This is a genomic window from Propionicimonas paludicola (assembly GCF_002563675.1).
Taxonomy (GTDB): domain Bacteria; phylum Actinomycetota; class Actinomycetes; order Propionibacteriales; family Propionibacteriaceae; genus Propionicimonas; species Propionicimonas paludicola.
This window is the reverse complement of the sequence record NZ_PDJC01000001.1, coordinates 362,652-387,569: the sequence shown is the minus strand read 5'-3', so window position 1 is coordinate 387,569 and position 24,918 is coordinate 362,652. Positions and strand designations below refer to the sequence as shown.

Genomic DNA, 24,918 nt, shown 5'->3' with positions numbered 1-24,918 from the left:
AATCATGTCCGCACCCTTCGCGTCGAACGGGACGACAGCTCCCAACCCCGCTATCCGACGCGGGTGGCGGCGCTGAAGACCGTCGCCTTCAGCGCTGCGCCAACTCTCGCCGCGCCGCCGTCTGGCGGCGCGACCGGCATGCTCACGGCAGCCGCGCGACCTTCACGGTAGCCGCAGAGGTCACCGAGACCGGCCCGTACCCCGGCGCGGTCACGGTGATCCGCAGGGTGATGACCTTGCCGAGCTGCGCGGCCTTCAGGGTCAGGCTGGACGTGGTGGCCTTCTTGATCGGTACGCCACCGGCGAGCCACTGATACTTCACCTGGGCCGAGGCCGGCGTCCAGGTCACGGCCGCCGTGTCGGCCTTCAGCTTCTGGCCGACCACCGCCTTGCCCGAGATGACCGGTGTCCCGGTGACGACAAGCTTCTTCAGGACCGGACCGACCGGCGCAGAGGTCTTGGTCAGCGAGGTGTAGGACGCCTTGGTTGCGGTGACCTTCACCGAGATCTTGGCGCCCAGGTCGGCCGAGCCCAGCTGATAGGAGCTCGCCGTGGCCTTGGCGATGGGGGCCCCGTTGCGCAGCCACTGGTAGCTGTTGGCCGTTCCGCCCGGCTTCCAGCCGCTGATGTCGACGGTGAGGGTCTGCCCGTCCACCGCCGAGCCCTTGATCTTCGGCGCGGCACCACGCACTGCCGGGGTACCGACCACCACCGAGCCCAGACTGCCCTTCGAGCCGTCCACTCGGACGACCTTGCCGCTGCCGTCGGTGGCCGCACTCGTCAGCCAGAGGGAGTAGATATCGGCCGGGGCCTGTGCGCCCGCCGAGGTCTTCCCATTCCAGCCGACGGCCCGAATGGAGCCATCGGCGCTGGCCGGGACCGCGATGCTGCGCACCAGCTTGCCGGCGGCATTGCGGATCTCCAGATGACCGGCCTTCACCGGCTTGGTGAGGTCGATGTTGGCCTTCCAGCCGCGGGCCCACTTCCGAGGGGCGGTGATGCCCAGGAGCCGCGGAGCCGACGTGGGCAGGTTGCCGAGCTTACGGATGGTGAGCTTGGTGTCCTCCACCAGGACGACTCGCTGGCCGTCGATCGCGCCGATCGTGCCGGTACTCGGGAGGCTGATCAGGGAGTCCTGCGCGAGGTTCCACAGGGTGTCCTTCTCGCCATCCCAGATCACGGCACCGGCCTCGCTCAACGCCTCCAGATGACCGGTGCGGGTGTAGAGCTTGCTGGGGTTGGTCCGGTAGTTGACGGCGATCACCTGGTTGGGGCCGGAGTCCGGGTTCTTCTCCACCGCCACCCAGTCGCCCCAGATCAATGCCTTTCCGTACCACCACTCATCAGTGTCGGACAGCGGCAGGGTGATCGACCTGGTGGCGATTCCCGAGCCAGTACGGTCCACCACGCGGTACTTCCCGTTCGACACCCAGTCCAGGGTCAGCCCGCCGAAGATGTCCACCGATGTCGGCACTTCGGTGATCTTGCCGCTGGGGTCGACGATGCTGGTGACCGGGACCGGAGAGGTCGTCTGCGGAGTGCGCCGGGCGATGTCGGCGAGCAGGTACGGCCCGCTCTGCCGCCGCGGGTCGGCGAGCGCCAGGCCGGTGACGGTCTTGGTCAACGCGCCCCGGTCGTACAGCTTCAGGCTCTCCCCGTTGACGACGGCCCAGCGTCCACCCGACGCCAACGCGCTGCCTCGGGCAGTGGTACTCAGGATCCGCTCCGAACCGACGCGAGAGCCGATCGAGCGCACCCAGGCGGTGCTGTCGGAGCCGCGATCGTCGGTCCCCACAAGTGCGGTCGGAGTCAGCGCCAGGCCGGTGACCGGTGCCCATACGACGGCCTCGTCGACCACGACCGGCGCCGGGGCCTTCGGGTCGGCCAGCCGCACCAGCTCCGTGCCCGATGCGGTGCCGCGAGCCACCAGCGGATAGCTCGAATCACTCACCGGAGCGACGCGTGCGTTCTTGGCACCGTTCAGCTTCACCGGGTCGCCCAGGCTCAGCCCTGAGCGAGCGAACCAGTACCCCGGCAGGCTGTCACCGTCGGGCATCAGCAGCACGCCTGCGCCATACGCGACCACGAAGCCGGCCTCCAGGCCCGTGGTCGCCCGGCACGACACCGCCGGATCGCCGGCACCGGTTCCCACAGCACAGAGCTTGGCTTCGGGATCCCACCACAGATAGGTGAAGAGCCCATCGATGAGGGTTGGTGAGTCCACGCTGGGCTCATTGGACGAGAAATGGGCCAGCGTCTTCTCGTCCCCCGAGGCGGGGATCGAGATCAGGTCGCTGCCCGTGACTCCGTCCTGGGTACGCAGGACGATGATCGACCCGTCGCCATCCATCGTGACCGCCCGCTGTGCATACCCGGTCGGCGTGGTGATGGTCTTGATCACGGCGCCAGTGTCGACGGCGACCAGCGACTTGGTCGGCGCGCCCTCGGCTCCGGCCACCACCAGGTTGCCCGCACCAGCCTCATACTGCTGACCGCCGGACAGTGCGAGGGTCGCCACCACTGCGTTCGTGGCAAGGGAGTAGGTCCGCACCTCCGACGTGTTCGAGCTGACCATGGGGACCAGCCCGCCGGCCACCCGTCCGTAGTCGGCCTCGAGCTCGCAGTTGCTGTCGGCGGCGTCGCAAGCCAGATACGGCAGCTTGGCCGCGCTCCACGTGCGGCCGGTGTCACCGGACCACCAGTAGCCGCCCCGGAAGCGGGCGACCACATCGCTGGTGGTGCTGCCATCGCCAGAGACGAAGATCGGACGCACCGACCCGGCCGCCTTGACCCTCGGCACAGTGAGATCGCCGGTGTCGGCGTGGGCGAGAGGCGGAGCCATCCCCACAGTCAGGGCAAGCGCGCACGCGCCACCGACCAGCACACCGAAAAGACTCTTCGGAGTCACGATCATCGTTCCTCAATCCAGGCCAGGGCACTCATACAGTGCCGCCTGATTCTCCGACTAAACGCGGCCCGAGGGAACCGCTCGGAGGCGCTGCCGGACCGATCGTCAACTTAATGTCCGGCCCCGGTCGACCCACCGCCGGGCGGCCCTCAGATCGCACCCTGGCAGACTAGGTCGGTGACCACCTGCACCCGCCTGATTGCAGCCTCCGATGCCCCCGCACTGACCCGACTTGTGCAAGCCAACCGCGCCTTCCTCGAACCGTGGGAGCCCGATCGCGGGGAGAGCTACTTCACCGAGATCGAGCAACGCCGGCTCATCGATGCTGTGCTGGTGGCCCACGCCGCCGGCAGCACCGAGCCACGAGTGATCCTCGATGAGTCCGGACGAGTGGTCGGCCGGATTAACCTCAACAACATCGTCCGCGGCCCGTTCCAGAGCGCCAGCGTCGGCTACTGGCTCGACGAGGCCAGCGGCGGTCGCGGGTTGATGGGACGAGCGGTCGCCGAGATCGTTGATTTCGCCTTCTCCGAGCTGGGCCTGCATCGCCTTGAGGCCGGGACGATTCCGCAGAATCACCGCTCACAAGCTGTGCTGCAGCGCGCTGGGTTCGTCCGCTTCGGCTACGCGCCGAAGTACCTGCAGATCGCCGGCGCCTACACCGATCACATCCTGTTCCAGCGCCTCGCCGACGACTGAGCCCGCGGCGGCTGGCTCACTGCGCGGGTGTGCGGTCCGCGATCGCACCGATGAGCTGGGCAAGCTCGGCCGGACGGCTCCACATCGGCCAGTGCCCGGTGGGCAGGTCGATCACGTCCACCTGCTGCAGCGTTGCCACCTCGGCGAACATCGGGTGCCCGGCGGCAGCCAGCTCCATCACCTGTGCACCGGAGATGGAGCAGCACACCAGCGTGGTGGGGATGGCCCGGCGGCCGTCGTTGACCAGCTCGATCCGTTGCCGCAGCACCGGCCCGGGTTCGGGGACGGCCCGGAGGCGGAACCGATCCAGGGCTTCGGGGCTCAGCCCGTCCAGGCTGGCCTGCTGCCGCAACTCATCGAACGGCGGCAGCGGCAGCTCGGTGAGCTGATCCGGCGCGTCCGGTGCGAAGGCGCTGCCGGGGGCCAGTGGACCGCTGTCGACCCAGATCAGCCGGCCGATCAGCTCGGGGTGCCGCTCGGCGACCAGGCTGATCGGGCCGTTGGCGCCGCTGTGCCCCACGATCACCGCCGGCCGCTCGGCACTGGCTCCGGCCTGTCGCAACGCCGCGACGATGGCGTCGGCCTGGTCGTCGAGGGTGCGCGAGCGTCGATCCGGGTCGTCGGGATCAAGGCCGGGAAGGGTGAGGGCGCGGGCCGGATGGCCTTCCGATGAGAGGTGGTCTTCAACCTCATCCCAGGCCCAGGCGCCCAGCCAGTGGCCGGGGATCAGGACGATGGGCGAGGTGCTCTGCTGTGTGGTCATGACCCGATCATCCAGGCCCCATTGGGCAGCGGCATGTCACCATTTCTGACACTAATTTGAGATCATTGTCCGGTGAAGCGAACCGAGCGACTGCATGCCATGTCGGAGCTGTTGCGCCGCCGCGGCAATCGCGGGTGCACCGCGCAGCGACTGGCCGCGGAGTTCGGGGTGTCGGTGCGCACCGTCAAGCGCGACCTGGCCGCCCTCGAGAGCAGCGGGACGCCGATCTGGTCGCGGCCAGGCCCTGGCGGCGGCTACGGCTTGGCCGGACGGACGAACCTGCCCCCGATCAGCCTGACCCCGGCTCAGGCGGTGGCCCTGTTCGCGGCTGTCTCCGCCGCCCCGGACGCTCCTTACTCCGATCTGGCCGCTGCCGCGGTCGGCAAGGTCGTCGACGTGCTGGATCCGAGCACCCGCGCCAGAGCCCATCAGCTGGCCCGCCGGGTGTGGGTCAACGCCGGCCCGCCCACGCTGCGGACGGTGCGCTCGGCCATCGAGGAGGCCATGGCCGACCAGCGAGTCGTCCGGATCCGCTTCACCGACAAGAACGGCGTCACCACCACCCGCGACGTTGAGCCGGTGATCTTCGCCTCGGCCAACGGCGAATGGCATCTGATCGGCTGGTGCCGGCTGCGTAATGCCATCCGCTGGTTCCGGCTGACCCGGATCGACAGGGCCCGGGTGACCGCCGAGCCGTGCACAGGGCACACCGTCGATGAACTCGGCACTCCTCTGGCCTCGGCCCGGCCGGTGGACGGCGAGACCGAGTGATCGGTGGCCGATGCCAGGCTCAGCCGATTGCGGCGGCGTCCGGTCGAATCGAGAGCAGCACCCGCGCGGCCAACCAGCCGGCGAAGGCCGCAGCCACTGCGAAGATCGTGAACGGCACCACCTCGAGGTGACCCTCCACCTGCCAGGCCGAGACCAGCATGGCCATGATGGCCACGGCCATGCTGACCGCCTTGACCATCAGCAGCCCGGCCAGCACCGGAGCGGCCCGATGCCGCCGCCACAGCGTCCACGCCGCGGCCAGGCCCAACGGCACCACGATGCCCAGGTCGAGGGCCTGGACGACCAGGGTCGGGGTGCCGAGCAAGCCGGCACCGGCCAGGTCGCCGGACAGCGCCGTGGCGATCCGGGGCACCCACATCACCACCAGCAGGAGGGCCAGGGCCAGCGAGAACCAGGCGGTGGCTCGCCGGGGAAACCTCGGCCCCAGCCGGCCGGCCAGGGCGTCCAGGTCAGTGGCGGCCACCAGCCGGACGATGCCCCAGATGGCCAGCGGGTAGAGCAGGACAAAGGCCGGGAACAGCGGGCCGATGGCCCAGAACATCGCGTACATCAGGTACTGGTAAGCCACATAGCCGAGCAGCCCGGTGGCGGCCAGCCGTCCGCGCAGCGAGCCCCGGGCGACGAACCAGGAGACCAGCAGCAGGGCCGGCGCCACGGCGAAGAGGGTGACCACGTCCCAGCCGATCCCCTCGGCAACCACTCGGACCGGGTTGTAGGCGTAGATCCCGTCGGTGACGTAGTCGAAGTGCTCGCCGCGAATCGAGGTGGCCGAGGCCACCACGCCACCGCCGCGTCCAAACACGCCCAGACCGGCGGTGACCCCGGCCAGGATGGCCACGGCTGCGGTGTGGACGGCGAGGCTCAGGTCGCGGTTCACCGGTGAGCCTCCGCTCCACTCAAGAACAGCTCGACCAGCCCGGCCACCGACTGCTCGACCTGCGCGTCCGAACCCGCCTCGAAGCCGAGCACCGTGCGCATGATCACGAAGCTGGAGGTCAGGCTGAAGAAGGCTTCGGCAACGGTCTCGGCGGCCAGATCCGGACGCACCTGGCCGGCTCGCTGCCGGTCGGCGAAGAAGGCGGCCATGGCGGCCAGGTTGGCCTGCGGACCGCCGGCGAACAGCTCGGCCACCTCGGGAACCGTCCGGGCCTCGAAGGCCAGCCGGGTCATCAGGCCGCCGTCGCGCAGTCCGTTGGTCACCTCGCGCTGGGCCAGTGCGGTCACCGCCTCGCGCAGCGACAGCCCGGTCAGCTCGGACGCGGCCCGACCGGGCTGTTCGGCGACCACCCGTCCGACCACGGCAGCCAGGACGCCCTGCTTGTTGCCGAAGCCACGAAAAACGCTGACCTCGTTGACGCCGGCCCGTTCGGCCAGCTGCCGGGTCGTCGTGGCCTGGTATCCGCGCTCGGCAAAGAGCTCGGCGGCCGCGTCCACCACCCGGCTGGCGGCTGAACCGCTCATCAGATCCTCCTGTATGTAAGTGCTTGCTTACATTAGCGTCGGGATCACCCCGTGCGCAACCGGCGGACTCACCGGGCAGCTAAGTTACGGTTCCGTAGCCGTAGCCAGTACGATTGCCTAGACCCTCACGGAAGAGAGCTGGAGTTCGATGACCGGCCGCCCCGCCACCCCCGCCACCCATGCAGTCCGGGAAGTCCGCGACTTCCTCCTGGCGAACCGCACCGACTATCAGGCGACTGTCGACGGCTTCCATTGGCCCGAACTGAGCGAGTTCAACTTCGCTCTGGAGTGGTTCGACGTGGTCGCCGGCGAGCACCCCGATCGGGCTGCGGTCACCATCGTCTGCGCCGATCTGGTGGCTCGGTCGTGGACCTACGCCGAGCTCTCCGCGCGCTCCAACCAGGTGGCCAACTGGCTGCTCAGCTTGGGGGTACGCCGCGGCTCGACCCTGATCGTGATGCTGAACAACACCATCGAGCTGTGGGAGATCATGCTCGGCATCTACAAGATCGGTGCCGTCGCGATCCCGACCTCCACCCTGCTGTCGGCCGCCGACCTGGCCTATCGGGTCGATCACGGTGGAGCCGCCGCCGTGGTGGCGCCCGCCGCGCTCAGCGAGCGGCTCACCGGCCTGGACGATCAGGTGATCCGGATCGGCCTCGGGCCCGACCTTCCCTCCGGCTGGTTCTCCCTGCACGACTCGGCCGCGGCCTCGTCCGACTTCACCCCGGACGGGCCGACTCCGGCCGGCGATCCGAGCCTGCTCTACTTCACCTCGGGCACCACCTCGCGTCCCAAGCTGGTCCGACACACCCAGGTCTCCTACCCGGTCGGCCACCTGTCGACCATGTGGTGGCTGGGAGTGCAGCCCGGCGACGTGCACCTGAACATCTCCTCCCCCGGCTGGGGCAAGCATGCCTGGAGCAACTTCTTCGCACCGTTCCTGGCCCAGGCCACCGTCTTCGTGTTCAACTACGACCGCTTCGACGCCGGCAACCTGATGAAGGTGATGGACGCCCACCAGGTGACCACCTTCTGCGCGCCGCCGACCGTGTGGCGAATGCTGATCCAGGCCGACCTGACCCAGCTGTCCCATCCGCCGCGCGAGCTGCTCGGTGCCGGCGAGCCGCTGAACCCCGAAGTCATCGCCAAGGTCCGGGCCGCCTGGGGCGGCACCATCCGGGACGGCTTCGGCCAGACCGAGATGACCTGCTGCATCGGCAACGGCCCTGGCCAGGCGGTCAAGGACGGCTCGATGGGACGTCCGATGCCGGGCTACCCGGTGGTGCTGCTGGATCCCACCAGCGGGGCGCCGCGCAGCGATGAGGGTGAGATCTGCCTGGACCTGTCCCAGCCGATCCTCGGCCTGATGGACGGCTACCACAACGACCCGCTGATGACCGCCGAGGCCTGCCGGGACGGCTACTACCACACCGGCGACATCGCCTCGATGGACGCCGACGGCTACCTCACCTATGTGGGCCGGGCCGACGACGTCTTCAAGGCGTCGGACTACAAGATCTCCCCGTTCGAGCTGGAGTCGATCCTGCTCGAGCACCCCTACGTGACCGAAGTGGCGATCGTGCCCAGCCCCGACCCGCTGCGGGCGGCGGTGCCGAAGGCCTTCGTCTGCCTGGTGGCCGATGCCGCCGAGCGCCAGGCCGAGGCCGCCCGGGCCATCTTCGAGCACGCCCGGACCCGGCTGTCGGCCTACCAGCGGATCAGGATCCTCGAGTTCGTCAGCGAGCTGCCCAAGACCATCTCGGGCAAGATCCGCCGGGTCGAACTGCGCGAACGCGAGGCCGTCCGGGTGCAGGCGAACGACAGCACCGCGCAGTTCTGGGAGCGCGACTTCCGCTGAGTCCGCGGCCACCGGGCCGCGGACTCATCCGGGCTCAGGCGCGCAGCGCAGCAGCCAGCTCGTCGAAGACGGCCAGGTAGTGGTCGATCGACTCGTCGGTGTGGGTCACCGAGAGCGTCCACTCCTCCTCGCGGCCCGGGGTGGCGAAGATGCCCCGGTTCATGTTCCACAGCCAGGTCAGCTCGGTCAGCGGGACGTCCTGATTCTCCTTGTAGGACTCGTAATCGCGGACGGGAACCTCGGAGAAGGTGACACAGCCCTTCGAACCGATCCCGACCGCATAGCCGGGCAGGTCGTAGCGGGCGATGATCTCGCGGGCGCCGGTGAGGATCTTGTCGTTGAGCTGATCCAACCGGGCATAGCCGGCCGGGGTCAGCACCTGCTCCAGGGACGCCCGGGCCGCGGCCATCGACAGCGGGTTCCCGTTGTAGGTGCCCACCTGGTAGACCTTGCCGCTCTCGACGATGGCCATCACTTCTTCACTGCCGCCGATCGCCCCGGACGGCAGACCGCCGCCCAGCGACTTGGCCAAGGTGACCAGGTCGGGCAGCACTCCGAAGCGGTCGGTGGCCCCGCCCGGTGCCACGCACAGGCCGGTCTTCACCTCGTCGAAGATCAGGACGATGCCGTAGCGGGTGGTGATCTCGCGGACCGCCTCCAGGTAGCCCGGCTCGGGCAGCACCACGCCGAGGTTCATCATGGCGGCTTCCATGATCACGCAGGCCGGCAGCCGGCCCTCCTTCTCCAGCCGCTGGATCCGGCGCTCCATGGCCGGGGCATCGTTGAACGGCACGGCGACGGTCATGTCGACCACGGCCTGCGGAATGCCGGCCCCGTAGGACAGCGACGCGTAGTTCTCCCGGTCCCCGATCGAGTCGTAGGGGACGCCGATCGACACCATCACCGTGTCGTGGTGGCCGTGGTAGGAGCCGAAGATCTTCATCACGGTGTCCCGGCCGGTGAAGGCGCGGGCGATCCGGATGGCGTCCATTGTCGACTCCGAGCCGGAGTTGGTGAAGCGCCACTTCGGCAGCCCCCAGCGCGCGGCCAGTTCGTCGGCCACCACCACGCTGTCCGGGACGGCACAACCGAAGTGGGTGCCCAGCGGGTAGCGGGCGGCCACGGCAGCACCGATGGCCGGGTGCGCATGGCCCTGAACCATCGAGCCGAAGCCGTTGTGGAAGTCGTAGTACTCGGTGCCGTCGATGTCCCAGATCTTGGGGCCTTCGCCCCGGTCGATGTAGATCGGCCACGGGTCGCGTCCCTGGTAGGAGGAGGCGACTCCCCCGGACAGGTGCTTGGTTGCTTCGACGTACATCGCCTTCGAGGCGGACGTCCGCTGGTCGAGCCGCTGCTGCTCGATCGCGGTCAGCTCGGCGATCCGGGCACGGTCAATGGGCTTCGATACTGCGCGTGAGGTCATGATTCACCATCCACCGGTCGGCCTGGCACCGGTCTGGCGTGAGCCTGACCCGCGACCGGCCTGGCGACGCGGGTGAGGCTCAGCCTAGTGCCAGCCGCGGATCCCGATCGTCTCCGCTCAGCGGAAGAGCCCCGAGGTGAGCAGGAGGATTCCGACCCCGCTGCCCAGCAGCAGGACGGTGTCGATCAGCCGGTTGCGGACGGCCAGCAGGCCGACCTGTCCCTTCGGCAGCATCAGCCGCAGGACGCCGCCCAGAGTGACCGCCGAGCCGATCACTGTGCAGCCGATCCGCCAGTGGCCGGTGACGGCCACCACCAGCAGACCGAGCGCCACCCCGGTGAGCACCAGGGCCAGCGGCCACTGGCCGAGCACGGCCTGGACCGGGCCCTTGGCCGGCTTGGGCGCCTCGGGAGCGGTCATCGGGCCAGCGCCTCCGCGCGGTCGACCACATTGGACAACAGCATGGCTCGAGTCATCGGCCCGACCCCACCGGGGTTCGGCGCCACCCAGGACGCCTTCTCCCAGACATCGGCGGCGACATCGCCGGCCAGCTTGCCGTCCACCCGACTGACCCCGACGTCGAGGACCACGGCGCCCTCGGCGATCTTCTCGGCGGTGATCAGGCCGGGGACGCCGGCTGCGGCCACCACGATGTCGGCCCGCCGGGTGTGCGCGGCCAGGTCACGGGTGCCGGTGTGGCACAAGGTGACCGTGGAGTTCTCGCTGCGCCGGGTCAGGATCAGCCCCAGCGGGCGTCCCACGGTGATCCCGCGGCCGACCACGCAGACTTCGGCACCGGCCAGCTCGATCTGGTGCCGGCGCAGCAGTTCGACGATGCCGCGCGGGGTGCAGGGCAGCGGGGCCGGCTCGTTGAGGACCAGCTTGCCCAGGTTGATCGGGTGCAGGCCGTCGGCATCCTTGGCCGGGTCGATCAGGGTCAGCATGGCGTTCTCGTCCAGGTGCCGAGGCAGCGGCAGCTGGACGATGTAACCGGTGCAGGCCGGGTCCTCGTTCAGCGCCGTGATCGACTCGGCCACCTGGGCCGCAGACGCGTCCGCGGGCAGGTCCACCCGAATCGAGGTGATCCCCACCTCGGCGCAGTCGCGGTGCTTCATCCCCACGTAGGAGTGGCTGCCCGGATCGTCACCGACCAGCACCGTCCCCAGACCCGGACGGACGCCGCGAGCAGCCAATGCGGCCACCCGCTGGCTGAGTTCGGCCTTGATCGCCGCGGCCGCGGCCTTGCCGTCCAGCTTCTGCGCGCTCATCTGGCCTCTCAGTGGAAGAAGTGGCGAGTACCGGTGAAGTACATGGTGACACCGGCCGCCGCCGCAGCGGCAACTGTCAGCTCGTCGCGGATCGAACCGCCGGGCTGGACGATGGCCTTCACGCCGGCCTCCAGCAGGATGGTCGGTCCATCGTTGAACGGGAAGAAGGCGTCCGAGGCTGCCACCGAGCCGGACGCCCGATCCCCGGCCCGCTCGACGGCCAGCTTGCAGGAGTCGACCCGGTTCACCTGGCCCATTCCGACACCGACCGACGCCCCGTCCTTGGCCAGCAGGATGGCATTGGACTTGACCGCCCGGCAGGCCCGCCAGGCGAACTCCAGGTCGGCCAGGGTGGCCGCATCGGCCGCTTCGCCGGCGACCAGCTGCCAGTTGGCCGGATCGTCGCCATCGGCATCGATCAGGTCGGACGCCTGGAGCAGCACCCCGCCGCTGATCGGCTTGAACTCGACCCCACCGCGCGGGTAGGCGTCGGCCACCAGGACCCGCAGGTTCTTCTTGGCGGTCAGCAGCGCCAGCGCCTCCTCGGAGTAGCTGGGCGCGATCACCACTTCGGTGAAGATCTCGGCGATCTGGGCAGCCGCGGTGGCATCGATGGGACGGTTGGCTGCGATCACGCCGCCGTAGGCCGACACCGGGTCGCAGGCGTGCGCCTTGCGGTGCGCTTCGGCGATATCGGCGCCGACGGCGATCCCACACGGATTGGCGTGCTTGATCACGGCCACGGCCGGCTGATCGAAGTCGTAGGCGGCCCGGTAGGCGGCGTCGCCGTCGGTGTAGTTGTTGTAGCTCATCTCCTTGCCGTGCAGCTGGGTGGCATTGGCCAACCCGCCGGCCGCGGCGCCGGAGCGATACAGGGCCGCCCGCTGATGGGAGTTCTCGCCGTAGCGCAGGGTGCCGAGCTTGTCCCAGGTAGCCCCGACCCAGGCCGGGAAGCCGTCCCCAGCGCTGGAGTCGGTGAGCACGCTGCCCATCCAGGAGGCCACGGCCACGTCATAGGTGGCGGTGTGGACGAAGGCTGCCGCGGCCAGCGCCTGACGCTGAGCCAAGGTGAAGCCGCCGGCGGCAAGGGCATCGGTCAGGGCCGGGTACTGCTCGGGGGAAGTGATGACCGCCACCGAGGGATGGTTCTTGGCGGCAGCGCGGACCATCGACGGTCCGCCGATGTCGATCTGCTCGACGCACTCGTCCACGCCGGCCCCGGAGGCGACGGTCTGCGTGAACGGGTACAGGTTGGAGACCACCAGGTCGAACGGGGCCACCCCCAGCTCGTCCAGCTGGGCGCGGTGACTGGCCAGCCGACGGTCGGCCAGGATGCCGGCGTGGATGTGCGGGTGCAGGGTCTTGACCCGTCCGTCCAGGCATTCGGGGAAGCCGGTCACCTGCTCGACCGCAGTCACCGGCAGCCCGGCCTCGGCCAGCTTCGCGGCCGTGGAACCGGTCGAGACCAGCTCGACGCCGGCCGCAACCAGCGCCTGGCCGAGTTCGATCAGTCCGGTCTTGTCGTAGACCGACACCAGGGCGCGCGTGATGGGCAGTAGGTCGTTCATGATCTCCCTCGGCTGAGTTGGTTCACAGTGTCGACCAGCAGGCGCCGCTCGACGATCTTGATGCGTTCGTGCAGGGTTTCGACGTCATCCCCGGGCAGGACGGGCACCGGCTCGGCGGCCAGGATCTCGCCGGTGTCGACTCCGGCGTCCACCCGGAACACGGTGGCTCCGGTGACCGCAACGCCCTGGGCCAGGGCATCGGCCACCGCATGCATGCCCGGGAAGGCCGGCAGCAAGGCGGGATGGGTGTTGATGATGCGATCGCCGAAGCGCTCCAGGAAGGCTGCGCCGAACAGCTTCATGAAGCCGGCGCTGACCACCAGGTCAGGCTGATAGCCGGCCACCAGCGCGGTGAGCTCGCGATCCCAGGACGCCCGATCGGCGCCTGCGGCCAGCGGATGGACGAAGCTGGGCACTCCGGCTGCCGCCGCTCGATCCAGTCCGGCCGCGCCGGGACGATCGGATCCGACCGCCACCACTCGACCGTCCAATCGGCCCTGAGCCTGCGCGTCCAGGAGTGCCTGCAACAGGGTGCCGGCTCCCGAAACCAGGACGACCAAGCGCAGCGGCATGCCCAGACCTTATCGAAGCCGGTCCGAACCGGCCCGTCCCGCCGAAGCCCGGGACGCCGCTGCAGGCTAGCTCGCCGCGCTCGCGCGGCGGTCGCTGAGCTGCCGCACCACGGCGACGACGGCACCGGACAACAGAGCCGACAGCACCAGCAGCGGCACTCCGATCAGCGCCGAATCGAGCAGGCGTGGCCCCAGCTCAGCCATCCGCAGGACGCCCAAGCCACCGCCGCTGAGCCACAGCCAGATCACGAACACCGCACCGGCGAACACTCCGGCGCACCCGGCCGCAGCCACCGCCGATGCCGGTCCCCCGATCACTGATCGCGCTCCGACCAGTCCGGCGATCAGCCCGACCAGAACGCCGGCAGCCAGCCAGCTCAGCAGCCACGGGTCGGCCGGACCGTCGCCGGGCAGGACTCCGAGGATCGGAACCGCGGGCACCATGCCCAGCTGGGTGGTCCACAGCGAAACCAGGGTCTGGCTTCCGACGCTGAAGCCCCCACCGATCACCCAGGACAGCGCCCAGCCGAGCAGGTTGGGCAGGTAGCCGACCAACAGCGCGCCCCACACCACGACTCCGCCGGTATCGAAGCCGATGCTGTCCTCCAGGCTCTGGATCCGGCCACCGCCCTGGATCACCGCGATCAGCAGCACGGTTGCGGCCAGCAGCACCAGAGCGAGGACTCCGGCGCCGGCGCCGCGGAGACCGGCCCGCAGCCAGCCCGGCCACGGGGCAGCCAGCAGGTAGCCATCGGCCGTCACCGCCCCGATCAGCGCCGCACCCAGGCTCAGCCCGGCGGCACCGACCAGCCCGGCCCAGCCGTCGGTCAGCTCACCCACGCCCCAAGCCACCCCGGTGGTGAATGCCGTATAGCCCAGGGCGACCTGGGCCGCGGTAGCCAGGATCAGGAGCGAGCGTCGGGCCGGCGCCGGCTCGACGGCCGAGCTCAGTCGAGCTTGCCGGTAGCCGAAGGCACCGATCCAGCCGACCAGAGCGGCCACACCGAGGCTGAGGGTGAGCGGGACCAGGGTGATCTCCCCGGCTCCCAGTTCGAGACGTCCGCCGTTGACCAGCAGCCAGCCTCGTCCGGCGAAGGTGAGCATGTCCGCCACCGGGATGGCGATCGCGCTCAGCCAGCCCACGAAGACGATGCCGGCCACCACCAGGCAGCCGGCCAGGGCGGCGAGCAGCCCGCCGCCGATCGCGGCAACCGGCCACGGCAGCAGCGGCTGGTCGCCTTCGAGGTGCGGGATTCGAATCGTGCGGGCGCTGTCCACCTGCAGTTGCACGCGGCTGGAGCCTCGGTTCGTCTGTCTGGCCATCGCCACCCATGCTGACTCAACCTGCTGCGGCCTACGTCCCGGACACGCCCGACGCCACTACACTGGCTCGGACAACCAGTGTCGAGGCAAGGGATGGCAAACGTGGCGAATGACGATTCGTCCACCCCGAGGCGGGCGCTCGGGCCCATCCCCGACGACTGGGCCGACTCTCCGCAGAGCCCTGACTCGCCCGCCGGCCACCACTACGAGCCACCCTCGCCGCTGACCGACACCGGGCTGATGCGTCGGCTGGCTGCGTTCCGCGATGACGAGCCCGCCAAACTGACCACCCCGGTGCCGCCGCCCCGTCCGGTGCTGCCGGATCCCGAGGGCGCGCTGCCGCCAGCACACGGACGCCGTTTCTCGGCCAATGACATCCCCTACGGCGAGTGGGCCGCGCCCCGCCGCTCGGCTGCCAGCCCGCTGTCGCCGATCCCGGACTTCAATCCGGTGCTGCCGCCGCCGAACCGTCCGACCGCGCCGCCGTCGGTGACCGTGCCGCTGAGCGGTGTCACCGGATCGCCCCAGTCTGCGCTGGGTGCACCGGCTGCCCCGGTCGGTCCGACCTCCTTCGACAAGTTCCCGAAGTCGATCGATACCGCGCCGACGCCTCCGCGGGCCGCCGAGCCCGAGCTGTCGCCGCGCCAGGCTCGACGGGCCGAAGCCGCCCGGCTGAAGGCCGAGCGGGCCGAGGCCAAGCGGGCCGCTGACGAGCAGCACAAGGCCGAGCAGGCCGCAGCCAAGCAGGCCGCGGCCGAGGCGAAGGCCGCACGCAAGGAATCCCGCGGCCACAAGGTCAGCCCCGAGGAACTGGCCGCTACTGCGGCCGCCCGGCTGGCCCCGCCGACGTCGCCGTCCAGCCCGGTCCGGTCCACTGCGACCGGGTCGGAGCAGCCCGAGCAGCCGCAGCGGAAGAGCCGCCCGGTGGTGATCATCGTCGCTTCCGTGACGATCGTGGTGCTGCTGGTGATCTCGGCCATCTACCTGCTGAGCCTGCGCTCCGCGGCTCCGAGTGGTACCAACAGCCCGGCCCAGGCTCCGATCGATCCGCTGCTGACCAGCACCGAGCTGGGCACGCTCGGCGGACAGAGCTGGGGCACCCAGGAGGCGGCCAATGCCGCCCGTCCGCTCTGCCTGCCGGCCACCGCGGACGGACTACCGGCCGCTCAGCGGACCAGCGCCCGCCGGATCGTCTCCACGACCTCGGCCACCGACTCTCTACTGCAGATCGTGGACGTCTACCCGGACGTGACCAGCGCCTCCACGGCCTACGCGCTGCGCCTGCAGCAGACCGGCATCTGCGCGGACGACGTAGCCGTGATCAACGGCGCATCGACCATCGACGGGATGACCGACTCGGCCAACGCCGTGATGCTCACCGTCCAGGACGCCAAGCCGATCTACCACACCCTGTTGCTCTCCCGGACCGGACGCACGGTCAGCCTGATCGATCTGGCCACCAGCACCCAGCTGCCGGTCACGGCCGTGGCCACGGTGGCGTCCAACTCGGTGACCCGCCAGTGCAGCAGCGGGGACGGCACCTGCCCGTCCGGCATCCAGGTGAAGACCAGCCTGCCGCCGGCCGGCAACCAGCCCGGCTGGCTGGTGGCCGCCGATCTGCCCCGAATCACCCCCGGCTCCGGTCGGTGGAGTTCCACCGACAACCCGGTGAACAGCCTCGGCAGCGGCTGCGAAGGCGTCGACCTGACCCGGCTGTCCGGCGCAAACGCCGACACCCAGCGCACCCTGCTGCTGGCCGATGATCCCAAAGCCCCCTCCGGCTTCGGCGTCGATCAGGTGACCTACACCTATGCCGACGCCAAGGCGGCCACCGCCGCGGCGAAGACCATCAACACCAACATCGCCAGCTGCGCCGAGCGCACCCTGACCGCCACTGTCGACAGCGGCCCCAAGGTCTCCGGCACGGGCGCGAACAGCCTGAAGTTCTCCGGGAGCACCTTCCACGTGACTCAGAAGACCGGGCAGAGCACTCCGCTCTACCGGGTCGGGGTGGTCACCGTCGGCAAGCGTCTGGTCTACCTGCTGGCCAACCCCACCAAGGACTTCGACTTCAGTGACGAGTCCTGGAAGGCCGTCGTCCAGCGCGCCGCGGAGCGGGTCACCCAGCTCCCCTGAGTCGGAGACGTGGGGACGGTTCCTTGAGTCTCCTGCGGGCCTGCCCGTCGGTGACGGACGGGCTCAGCGAAGCGCGGCTCGGGCCAGCACAGCGGTCTCGCTCGGGGTGCGTCCGACCCGGACGCCGGCTGCCTCCAGAGCCACCTTCTTGGCTGCCGCCGTCCCCGACGAACCGGTGACGATGGCGCCGGCGTGACCCATGGTCTTGCCGGTCGGGGCCGTGAATCCGGCCACATAACCGATCACCGGCTTGGTCACATGCTCGGCGATGAAGGCCGCAGCCCGCTCCTCGGCATCGCCGCCGATCTCGCCGATCAGCACGATGGCCTCAGTCTGCGGGTCGGCCTCGAATGCCTCGAGGGCGTCGATGTGGCTGGTCCCGTTCACCGGGTCGCCACCGATGCCGACCGCCGACGAGAAGCCCAGATCCCGCAGCTCGAACATCATCTGATAGGTCAGCGTGCCGGACTTGGAGACCAGTCCGATCGGGCCGGGTCCGGCGATGTTGGGCGGAATGATCCCCACATTCGACTTCCCGGGGCTGATCAGGCCGGGGCAGTTCGGGCCGATCAGCCGGGTCTTGCCGCTGCGCTTGGCGGCGGCCACGAACTCGGCGGTATCGCGGACGGCCACGCCCTCGGTGATCACCACGACCAGTTCCAGCTCGGCCTCGATGGCGTCCAGCACGGCCTTGGCCGTGTGCGCCGCCGGGACGAAGATCACCGACGTGTTCGCGCCGGTGGCCTCCTTGGCCTCGGCCACACTGTCGTAGACGGAGACCGGATCTTCTTCGAAGACCACCGACTGTCCGCCCTTGCCCGGGGTCACACCGGCGACGATCCGAGTGCCGGCTCCGATCATCCGCTGGGTGTGCTTGCGGCCTTCGCCGCCGGTCATCCCCTGCACGATCACCTTGGCGCGCTGGTCGAGCCAGATCGACATCTGCTAACTCCTACTCGGCCGCAGCGGCCAGTTCGGCGGCCCGGCGGGCCGCAGCGTCCATGGTGTCCACCAGCTCGACCAGCGGGTGCGCCGCCTCGGTGAGCATGTGCCGGCCGATCTCGACCGCATTGCCGTCCAGCCGGACCACGATCGGTTTGGTGGCCCGGTCACCCAGGATCGCCAGGGCATCGATGATCCCCTTTGCCACCTCGGAGCAGGCCGTGATCCCGCCGAAGACGTTGACGAAGACCGACCGGACGTCGGTATCGGACAAGATGATCTCCAGGCCATTGGCCATCACCTGAGCCGAGGCGCCGCCGCCGATGTCCAGGAAGTTCGCCGGACGGGGCTGCGACGGCAGATCAGCGCCGGCACCGGCCACGACATCCAGCGTGCTCATCACCAGGCCGGCCCCGTTGCCGATCACGCCGACCGAGCCGTCCAGCTTCACGTAGTTGAGGCCCTTCTCCCGGGCCCGCAGTTCGAGCGGATCCTCGGCGGCGTCGTCGGCGTACTGCGCCCACTCCGGGTGCCGGAAGGCGGCATTACCGTCCAAGGTGACCTTGCCGTCCAGGGCGATGATCTTGCCGTCGGTGGTCTTCACCAGGGGATTCACCTCGACCAGGGTGGCGTCCTGATCGCGGTAGACCTCGCCGAGCTTGACCAGGACGTCCGCGATCGGCCCGGCCTCTTCGGCGGTGAACCCCGCGCGCTTGGCCAGCTCACGCGCGGCCGGGTGATCGAGCCCGACCAGCGGATCGATCGTCAGCTTGGCCAGCGCCTCGGGCTGTTCGACGGCGAGCTTCTCGATCTCGACCCCGCCCTGCTTGGAGCACATCGCCAGGTAGCCGCCGGTGGTCCGATCCAGGAGCAGCGAGAAGTAGTACTCCTCGGCGATGTCCGCGCCGGCCGCGATCAGCACTCGGCGCACCAGGTGACCCTTGATGTCCATCCCGAGAATCGCGGACGCATGGGCAGCCGCCTCTTCGGGGGTCCGGGCCAGCCTCACTCCGCCGGCCTTGCCACGTCCGCCGGTCTTCACCTGAGCCTTGACCACGACCAGCTCGGCGCCGAGCTTCGTGGCCGCAGCGAATGCCTCTTCCGGCGTGCTGGCGACCAGGCCCGGGAGGACCGGGACGCCGGAAGCCTGGAACAGGTCTCGCGCCTGGTACTCGAAAAGATCCACCCGACCTCCTGTCGTCGCGGCCCGGGGGCCGACCTGCGGCGAGCCTAGTAGTGGGGAGGAGCGGACGCCCTCCGGATGCCGAATCAGTGCCAAGCAGTACCCAGTTTGGACCGGATCCTGAGAAAGTTCCTGAGAAATGCTAAGCTCCTGTTCGTTGGTCCGGAGGCGGCCGGATCGGCCATCGAGCAAGAGTGAACAGGTAACCAGTGAGCAATCCGAACTTCGAGGTTGACAAGCCTCGACGTGCGCTCCCGGGCCCCGGCTCCACCCCTAGCCACAGGCTTGGCGCCAGCCATCTGCAGAGCATCCTGCGACGCGCCCTCACAGTCGTCGTGGTCTCAGGAATCGCAGCCGTCGGAGTCGCCACTTTCACCGCGTCCGCCAACAACAGCGCCGGTGTGGCCTTCGCCAACAACGGCCCGCTGGGGATCAGCGCCCCGGCCACCAGCTCCGCCACCGCGACTCCGGACATTCCAGCCCTGGCCGCGGCCCGCGCCCGCAAGCTCGCCGAAGACAAGGCCGGTCTCGACCAGGCCGTGGCTTCGGCAGCCAGCAGCGCCCGCGCCGAAGAGCTGACCACCAACGCCAAGGCGATCAGCACCGAGTCGGATCGGCTGAAGAACCTCTCCAAGTTCATGTGGCCCACCGATGGCACCGTGTCCTCCGGCTACGGCCTGCGGTTCCACCCGATCCTCCACTACTGGCGGATGCATGACGGCGACGACATCGGCGGCAAGTGCGGCCAGCCGATCTGGGCCGCGCAGTCCGGCGTCGTGGTGAAGGCCGAGATGGGCTACAACGGCGGCTCGGGCAACAACGTCCGGATCGATCACGGCGACATCAACGGCGTCAACGTCCAGACCGGCTACCTGCACATGCTTCGCTACGTGGTCTCGGTCGGCCAGCACCTGAACCAGGGCGACGTCGTCGGCTACGTGGGCGACACCGGCCTCTCCACCGCCTGCCACCTGCACTTCTCGGCCTACAAGAACGGCAGCGGGACCGACCCGATGGAGTTCATCGGCTGGAACAAGGAAGCCAAGACCTCGTCCGACAACAAGGACGCGAAGACCTCCACCAACAACTGAGCCCGCCCGGATCACTCGGCGCAGGGCTTCTGTTTCCACCGCGTCAGCGCCCCGACGCTCTGGCTGCCGTCAGCTCAGCGCTTCGCCCTCGGCCACAGGTTGCGTCCGATCAGGGCCACCAGAATCCCCGGGGCGACCAGGAATGCCAGGTGCAGGCCGATCAGATCGGCCAGGCCGGCCAGCAACGGCGGCACGCTGAGAATCGCCACCCCGGAGGCCAGCGCACTGCGCGAGGTGGCCCGATCGGTATCCAGCGGGTCCGCGGCGAGCAGCCGAGACAGCGTCAACGGGTAGAGCAGCGATACCCCCAGCCCGCCGATCAGCAGCGCACCGGCGGCGATCCAGTGGTTGCCGGCGAACCAGAAGGCGAGCGAGCCCACCAGAGCCAGCAGCAGACAGCCGATGGTGGTGTTGCGGACGCCGAAACGTCCGGCCAGCGGTGCGCCGACGAAGCGTCCGACCCCCATTCCGACCAGGAAGCAGCCCGCGATCAGGGTCGCCAGCGAGGTGTCGACCCGGTGCCAGCTGGCCACGGCCGTGGCCGACCAGAGCACGAAGCAGAACTCCACGGCGACCGATCCGACCATCTCGATCCAGGGTCGCCACGGCGACTCCACCGGCGCTGCCGCGGTGGGCGCGTCGGGAACCGTCGGGTTGTCTTGGGCCGCGGCCCGCTGCCGGGCGACAAAGAGTCCGATCATCGAGAGTCCGGCCGCGACGGCCAACGGGATCGAGTAGCCGAACGCCCAGCCCAGGCCGGCCGACAGCGCCCAGGCCACGCCGAACGGAGCGATGATGCCGGCGATGCTGGACAGCGAGTTCGCCTCGGAGAGGGCCCGGGGTGCATGCGCCGGCTGGAGCCCGACGAGTTCCACCGGCAGGACCTGGATCATCAGGGCCGCCCCGAAGCCGATTCCGGCCGCGCCGACGAAGGTGGTCACCACGGTGCCGAGGGTCATCACCAGCGCGCCGGCACCGACCAGGGCCAGCACGATCATCAGCAGCCGACGGCGTCCGACACGCTCGACCAGGCGATGCCCGACCAGGCCGGTCAGCACCAGTCCGATCGCGAAGAAGGCCGAGTACAGGCTGGTCTGCACAGTGGTCAGACCGAGTTGTTCCTTCAGTGGCAGCAGCACGCTGCCCAGTCCGTTCACCGCAAAGCCCAGCGCCGCCCAGATCAGGTAGATCAGCCAGGTCGATCCGTCGCGGTGGAACGTGCCCGCCGGTTCGATCGCGGCGGGACGGGCGGCCGCTTCTTCGGGACTCACCATGACTCCATTCTTAAGCTCGTCCGGCGAGTATAATCCCGTCCATGGCATCTTCGCGACCCCCGGTACGGCGCCGGCAGGAGCTGCGCTGGTCGGTGGCCGCGGACGTCCTGAGGGCCGTCCGCCGCGAGCCTGAGGCCAGCCGGGCCGCGCTGACCAAGAGCCTGCACCTGAGTTCGGGGACTATGACCGACCTGGTCAGCCGCCTACAAACGGTCCGGCTGATCGACGAGGTGGCGGCCACCCCGACCGGGCGCGGACGGCCGAGCACCCGGCTGGTGCCCCATCCGTCCGGACCGCTTGTGCTGGCCGCCGAGATCAGCGCCACCGGCTGGCGGACCGCCCTGGCCGGGGTGGACGGGCGACTGGCCGAGCAGCACAGCGGCGAGCATCAGGACTACTCCCCCGCCACCATCCTGGCCGCGGTCGGCGCGGCGCTGGAGGACTACCGGCGCCACTATCGCGATCGGATTGGTGCGACGTCGGTGTCCCTGGCCGGGACCATGGCCGGCACCACGGTCGTCCAGTCCGCCGTCCTCGGCTGGCAGCAGGTGAGCCTGGACGCCCTGGGCGCCGGCGGCCTACTGCTCTGCAACAACGACGCCACCCTGGCAGCCGTGGCCGAGGCCCGCCGCGGTGCCGCTCGCCAGGCCCGGGTGAGCACCCACCTGATGGTGCTCAGTGGTGCCGGTGGCGGCAGCTGCCAAGACGGTGAGCCGATCCTGGGTGCCACCGGGGCCAGCGCCGAGTACGGCCACCTGCCACTGGGCCGGGCCGGCCTGCAGTGCAGCTGCGGCGCCGTGGGCTGCTGGGACGTCGATCTGGGCGCCCGAGCGATGGCCCGCGACCTCGAACTCGAGCTGGCCGGACCTGCGCAGGAGGTCACCGCGGTCCGCGAGTGGCTGGCCGGTCAGGATCCGGACGCTCCGGCCGCCGAGACCCGAGCCCAGGCCGCCTCCCTGGGACGCGGCCTGGCCGGCCTGGTGAACGCGCTGGATCCCGAACTGGTCACCATCTCCGGGCTGGCCACCGAGTTGCGTCGGCTGGCCGCCGGCGACTTCGACGCGGCCTTCGCCCAGGCACTGATGAGCTACCGGCGCAGCAGCCCGCCGCCGGTCCTCGACGCCGCCCTGAACCAGGACGGCCCCCTGGTCGGCGCCGTCGAACTGGCCCTGGACCAGGTGCTCAGCCCGGCGGCCCTGAGCCGATGGGCTGGCGAGGACTAGAGCTTCTCCATCGGCGCGTACTTCAGCGAGAGCCGCTTCACCCCGGCCGAGCCGAAGTCCACATCGGCCTTGGCCGCGTCCCCGACTCCGCTGGTGGCAACCACCGATCCCAGTCCGAAGGTGGTGTGCAGCACCCGATCGCCCACCTCGACTGAGGCCACGGTCTTGATCGGTGCCGCGTTCCCGAACGACGGGCTCAGGCTGCGTCGGCCCTCGGCCTGGCGCTGGGTGGAACTGGTCACGAAACTGGTCCGAGCCAGCCCGAGCCGACGCCAGTCGATCAGCGCCTCGGGGATTTCGTCGGTGAACCGGCTGGCCGGGTTGTACTTCGGCGAGCCCCACATGGTGCGCACGGTGGCCCGGGTGAGGTAGAGCCGCTGCCGGGCGCGGGTGATCCCCACGTAGGCCAGGCGGCGCTCCTCCTCGAGCTCGGACTTGTCGAACATGGCCCGCTCGTGGGGGAAGATCCCCTCCTCGAAGCCGGTCAGGAAGACGGTGTCGAACTCCAGGCCCTTGGCGGTGTGCAGAGTCATCAAGGTGACCACACCGGCCGCGTCCGGGTCGTTGTCGGGCAGCTGATCGGAGTCGGCGACCAGGGCGATCCGCTCCAGGAAGGCCGGCAGCGAGTCGTCCGGCTCGGGAGCGGCCGCAGCCAGCTCGCCGCCATCGGCGGGCAGATCGACGGCGTGGGCGGCTGCCACGAACTCCTGGGCCACACTGACCAACTCGACCAGGTTCTCCAGTCGGGTCTCGTCCTGCGGGTCGGAGGATGCACTCAGCTCGTCGGTGTAGCCCGAACTCTGCAGGATCGCGGCCAGGATCTGGTCGGCCGGCACCCCGGCGGCCACCGCGGCCCGCTGCTCGGCCAGCAGTCCCGCGAACAGCTTCACCTGGGTCAGCGAGCGAGCCGCCAGCCCGGGGATCTCATCGGCGCGATCCACGGCCGCCCCGAACGAGAGCTGCTGGCTGGCCGCAAAGGCTTCGATCATGGCCTCGGCGCGGTCGCCGATGCCGCGCTTGGGCACGTTCAGCACCCGGCGCACCGAGACATCGTCGTCGGGGTTGGCGATGGCCCGCAGGTACGAGATCGCGTCCCGGATCTCCTTGCGCTCATAGAACCGGACGCCGCCGACCACCCGGTAGGGCATGCCGACCCGGATGAACACCTCTTCAAAGGCTCGGGACTGGGCATTGGTCCGGTAGAACACCGCCACCTGACCGGGCTTGGTCACCCCGGCATCGGAGAGTCGGTCGATCTCGTCGGCCACGAACTGGGCCTCGTCGTGCTCGGTGTCGGCCACATAGCCGACCAGCAAATCCCCGTCCCCGGCCTGGGACCACAGCCGCTTGGCCGGACGATCCGGGTTGCGGGTGATCACCGCATTGGCCGCGCTGAGGATGTTCTGGGTGGAGCGGTAGTTCTGCTCGAGCACGATGGTCCGGGCACCGGGGAAGTCGGTCTCGAAGTCCAGGATGTTGCGGATGGTGGCGCCTCGGAAGGCGTAGATCGACTGGTCCGAGTCACCCACCACCAGCAGCTCGGGGGGTTCGACCAGCACGGCGTCCGGCTCGGCGGGGTGGACGCCGCACAGCTCGCGGATCAGCGCGTACTGGGCATGGTTGGTGTCCTGGTACTCGTCCACCAGGACGTGCCGGAACCGGCGCCGGTACTGCTCACGCAGGTCCGGGAAGGACTGCAGCAGGTGCACCGTGGTCATGATCAGGTCATCGAAGTCCAGCGCATTGGCCGCCCGGAGCCGGCGCTGATACTCGGCGTAGGCGTCGGCGTACACCTCCTCGTTCGGGGTGGACGCCTGAGCCCGCGCGGTCTCGAAGTCGACCAGCTGGTTCTTGTTGTTCGAGACCCAGTTCAGTACGGCCCGCGGCGGGAACCGCTTTGGGTCGGCCTGGGCGTCGCGCAGCACCAGCTGCATCAGCCGCTTGGCGTCGGTGTCGTCGTAGATCGAGAACGTCCGGTTCATTCCGAACCGATTGATGTCGCTGCGCAGGATCCGCACACAGGCCGAGTGGAAGGTGGACACCCACATGATCCGGGCTCGGTTGCCGACCAGGTCGACCACCCGGTGCCGCATCTCGGCGGCCGCCTTGTTGGTGAACGTGATGGCCAGGATCGAGCCGGGGTGGACGCCGCGCTGGCTGACCAGGTGGGCGATCCGCCGGGTCAGGACCCGGGTCTTGCCCGAGCCGGCACCGGCCACCACCAGGACCGGTGATCCGGCGTGTAGGACGGCTTCGCGCTGCGGCGGGTTCAACCCGGCCAACAGCTCGGCTTCGTCCACCGCACGCCGCGAGGGCTCCGGTGCCGCAGCGGGGACCGGGGTGGCTTCGGCCGGTCGCGGGAAGGCGTCGTCGAAAAGACTGGGCAGCATCGAATCAGGCATGGCTCGCAAAGCCTACGCCGAGCCACCCT

The 24,918-nt window shown here is 69.7% G+C and carries 20 protein-coding genes; 6 read left to right on the top strand and 14 right to left on the bottom strand.

Features of this window, described 5'->3' with window-relative positions:
• Positions 1-142: 142 nt before the first annotated feature.
• Positions 143-2,908 carry a FlgD immunoglobulin-like domain containing protein gene (locus tag ATK74_RS01760; protein WP_169923689.1) on the bottom strand — a complete coding sequence of 922 codons (2,766 nt, stop codon included), beginning with the start codon at positions 2,906-2,908 and terminating at the stop codon, positions 143-145.
• Between the two features lie 177 nt (positions 2,909-3,085).
• On the opposite strand from ATK74_RS01760, the gene ATK74_RS01755 reads away from it, so the two are divergent.
• Positions 3,086-3,607 carry a GNAT family N-acetyltransferase gene (locus tag ATK74_RS01755; RefSeq protein ID WP_098459435.1) on the top strand — a complete coding sequence of 174 codons (522 nt, stop codon included), beginning with the start codon at positions 3,086-3,088 and terminating at the stop codon, positions 3,605-3,607.
• A 16-nt stretch (positions 3,608-3,623) separates the two neighbouring features.
• On the opposite strand, the gene ATK74_RS01750 is transcribed toward ATK74_RS01755, so the two are convergent.
• A complete protein-coding gene (locus ATK74_RS01750) occupies positions 3,624-4,370 on the bottom strand; it encodes an alpha/beta fold hydrolase (protein WP_098459434.1) in 747 nt (248 codons plus the stop codon).
• Positions 4,371-4,442: 72 nt separating this feature from the next.
• On the opposite strand from ATK74_RS01750, the gene ATK74_RS01745 reads away from it, so the two are divergent.
• The gene (locus tag ATK74_RS01745) at positions 4,443-5,141 is read left to right on the top strand and encodes a helix-turn-helix transcriptional regulator (protein WP_098459433.1); all 699 of its coding nucleotides are present in this window, start codon (positions 4,443-4,445) and stop codon (positions 5,139-5,141) included.
• Between the two features lie 19 nt (positions 5,142-5,160).
• On the opposite strand, the gene ATK74_RS01740 is transcribed toward ATK74_RS01745, so the two are convergent.
• On the bottom strand, positions 5,161-6,039 hold the full coding sequence (locus ATK74_RS01740) for a hypothetical protein (RefSeq protein ID WP_098459432.1): 879 nt from the start codon (positions 6,037-6,039) through the stop codon (positions 5,161-5,163).
• Positions 6,036-6,623 (bottom strand): TetR/AcrR family transcriptional regulator, encoded by a 588-nt coding sequence (locus ATK74_RS01735; RefSeq protein WP_098459431.1) that lies wholly within the window; start codon positions 6,621-6,623, stop codon positions 6,036-6,038. Before ATK74_RS01735 ends, ATK74_RS01740 begins: the two co-directional genes overlap by 4 nt.
• A 148-nt stretch (positions 6,624-6,771) precedes the next feature.
• On the opposite strand from ATK74_RS01735, the gene ATK74_RS01730 reads away from it, so the two are divergent.
• Positions 6,772-8,484 (top strand): AMP-binding protein, encoded by a 1,713-nt coding sequence (locus tag ATK74_RS01730; RefSeq protein ID WP_098459430.1) that lies wholly within the window; start codon positions 6,772-6,774, stop codon positions 8,482-8,484.
• A 34-nt stretch (positions 8,485-8,518) separates the two neighbouring features.
• Here ATK74_RS01730 and ATK74_RS01725 read toward each other — a convergent pair whose 3' ends face one another.
• The 6 genes from ATK74_RS01725 to ATK74_RS01700 all read right to left on the bottom strand — a co-directional run bounded on the left by ATK74_RS01725 (position 8,519) and on the right by ATK74_RS01700 (position 14,605).
• Positions 8,519-9,907: an aspartate aminotransferase family protein gene (locus tag ATK74_RS01725; RefSeq protein ID WP_098459429.1), complete on the bottom strand. Its 1,389-nt coding sequence runs from the start codon at positions 9,905-9,907 to the stop codon at positions 8,519-8,521.
• Between the two features lie 117 nt (positions 9,908-10,024).
• Positions 10,025-10,327 carry a DUF3017 domain-containing protein gene (locus ATK74_RS01720; RefSeq protein WP_098459428.1) on the bottom strand — a complete coding sequence of 101 codons (303 nt, stop codon included), beginning with the start codon at positions 10,325-10,327 and terminating at the stop codon, positions 10,025-10,027.
• Positions 10,324-11,175 (bottom strand): bifunctional methylenetetrahydrofolate dehydrogenase/methenyltetrahydrofolate cyclohydrolase, encoded by an 852-nt coding sequence (locus ATK74_RS01715; protein WP_098459427.1) that lies wholly within the window; start codon positions 11,173-11,175, stop codon positions 10,324-10,326. The genes ATK74_RS01720 and ATK74_RS01715 overlap by 4 nt, the downstream gene beginning before the upstream one ends.
• 8 nt (positions 11,176-11,183) lie before the next feature.
• A complete protein-coding gene (gene purH, locus ATK74_RS01710; RefSeq protein ID WP_098459426.1) occupies positions 11,184-12,743 on the bottom strand; it encodes a bifunctional phosphoribosylaminoimidazolecarboxamide formyltransferase/IMP cyclohydrolase in 1,560 nt (519 codons plus the stop codon).
• Positions 12,740-13,315: a phosphoribosylglycinamide formyltransferase gene (gene purN / locus ATK74_RS01705; RefSeq protein ID WP_098459425.1), complete on the bottom strand. Its 576-nt coding sequence runs from the start codon at positions 13,313-13,315 to the stop codon at positions 12,740-12,742. Before purN ends, purH begins: the two co-directional genes overlap by 4 nt.
• A gap of 66 nt (positions 13,316-13,381) precedes the next feature.
• Complete coding sequence (locus tag ATK74_RS01700; RefSeq protein ID WP_098459424.1) at positions 13,382-14,605, bottom strand: cell division protein PerM; 1,224 nt, start codon at positions 14,603-14,605, stop codon at positions 13,382-13,384.
• Between the two features lie 135 nt (positions 14,606-14,740).
• Here ATK74_RS01700 and ATK74_RS01695 point away from each other — a divergent pair, with 135 nt between their 5' ends.
• The gene (locus ATK74_RS01695; protein WP_143483524.1) at positions 14,741-16,774 is read left to right on the top strand and encodes a hypothetical protein; all 2,034 of its coding nucleotides are present in this window, start codon (positions 14,741-14,743) and stop codon (positions 16,772-16,774) included.
• Between the two features lie 63 nt (positions 16,775-16,837).
• On the opposite strand, the gene sucD is transcribed toward ATK74_RS01695, so the two are convergent.
• Positions 16,838-17,716, bottom strand: coding sequence for a succinate--CoA ligase subunit alpha (gene sucD, locus ATK74_RS01690; RefSeq protein WP_098459422.1), 879 nt, complete (start codon positions 17,714-17,716; stop codon positions 16,838-16,840).
• Between the two features lie 10 nt (positions 17,717-17,726).
• Positions 17,727-18,995, bottom strand: a complete 1,269-nt coding sequence (gene sucC / locus ATK74_RS01685; protein WP_281255351.1) for an ADP-forming succinate--CoA ligase subunit beta — start codon at positions 18,993-18,995, stop codon at positions 17,727-17,729.
• A gap of 239 nt (positions 18,996-19,234) precedes the next feature.
• Between sucC and ATK74_RS01680 the strand changes: the two genes are divergently transcribed.
• The gene (locus ATK74_RS01680; protein ID WP_143483523.1) at positions 19,235-19,990 is read left to right on the top strand and encodes a M23 family metallopeptidase; all 756 of its coding nucleotides are present in this window, start codon (positions 19,235-19,237) and stop codon (positions 19,988-19,990) included.
• Between the two features lie 74 nt (positions 19,991-20,064).
• Here the strand turns inward: ATK74_RS01680 and ATK74_RS01675 are convergent, their stop codons facing one another.
• The gene (locus tag ATK74_RS01675; RefSeq protein ID WP_169923688.1) at positions 20,065-21,264 is read right to left on the bottom strand and encodes an MFS transporter; all 1,200 of its coding nucleotides are present in this window, start codon (positions 21,262-21,264) and stop codon (positions 20,065-20,067) included.
• A 41-nt stretch (positions 21,265-21,305) separates the two neighbouring features.
• On the opposite strand from ATK74_RS01675, the gene ATK74_RS01670 reads away from it, so the two are divergent.
• Positions 21,306-22,487: an ROK family transcriptional regulator gene (locus ATK74_RS01670; protein WP_098459418.1), complete on the top strand. Its 1,182-nt coding sequence runs from the start codon at positions 21,306-21,308 to the stop codon at positions 22,485-22,487.
• Here the strand turns inward: ATK74_RS01670 and pcrA are convergent.
• Complete coding sequence (gene pcrA, locus ATK74_RS01665; RefSeq protein ID WP_098459417.1) at positions 22,484-24,889, bottom strand: DNA helicase PcrA; 2,406 nt, start codon at positions 24,887-24,889, stop codon at positions 22,484-22,486. The genes ATK74_RS01670 and pcrA overlap by 4 nt on opposite strands.
• Positions 24,890-24,918 lie beyond the last annotated feature (29 nt).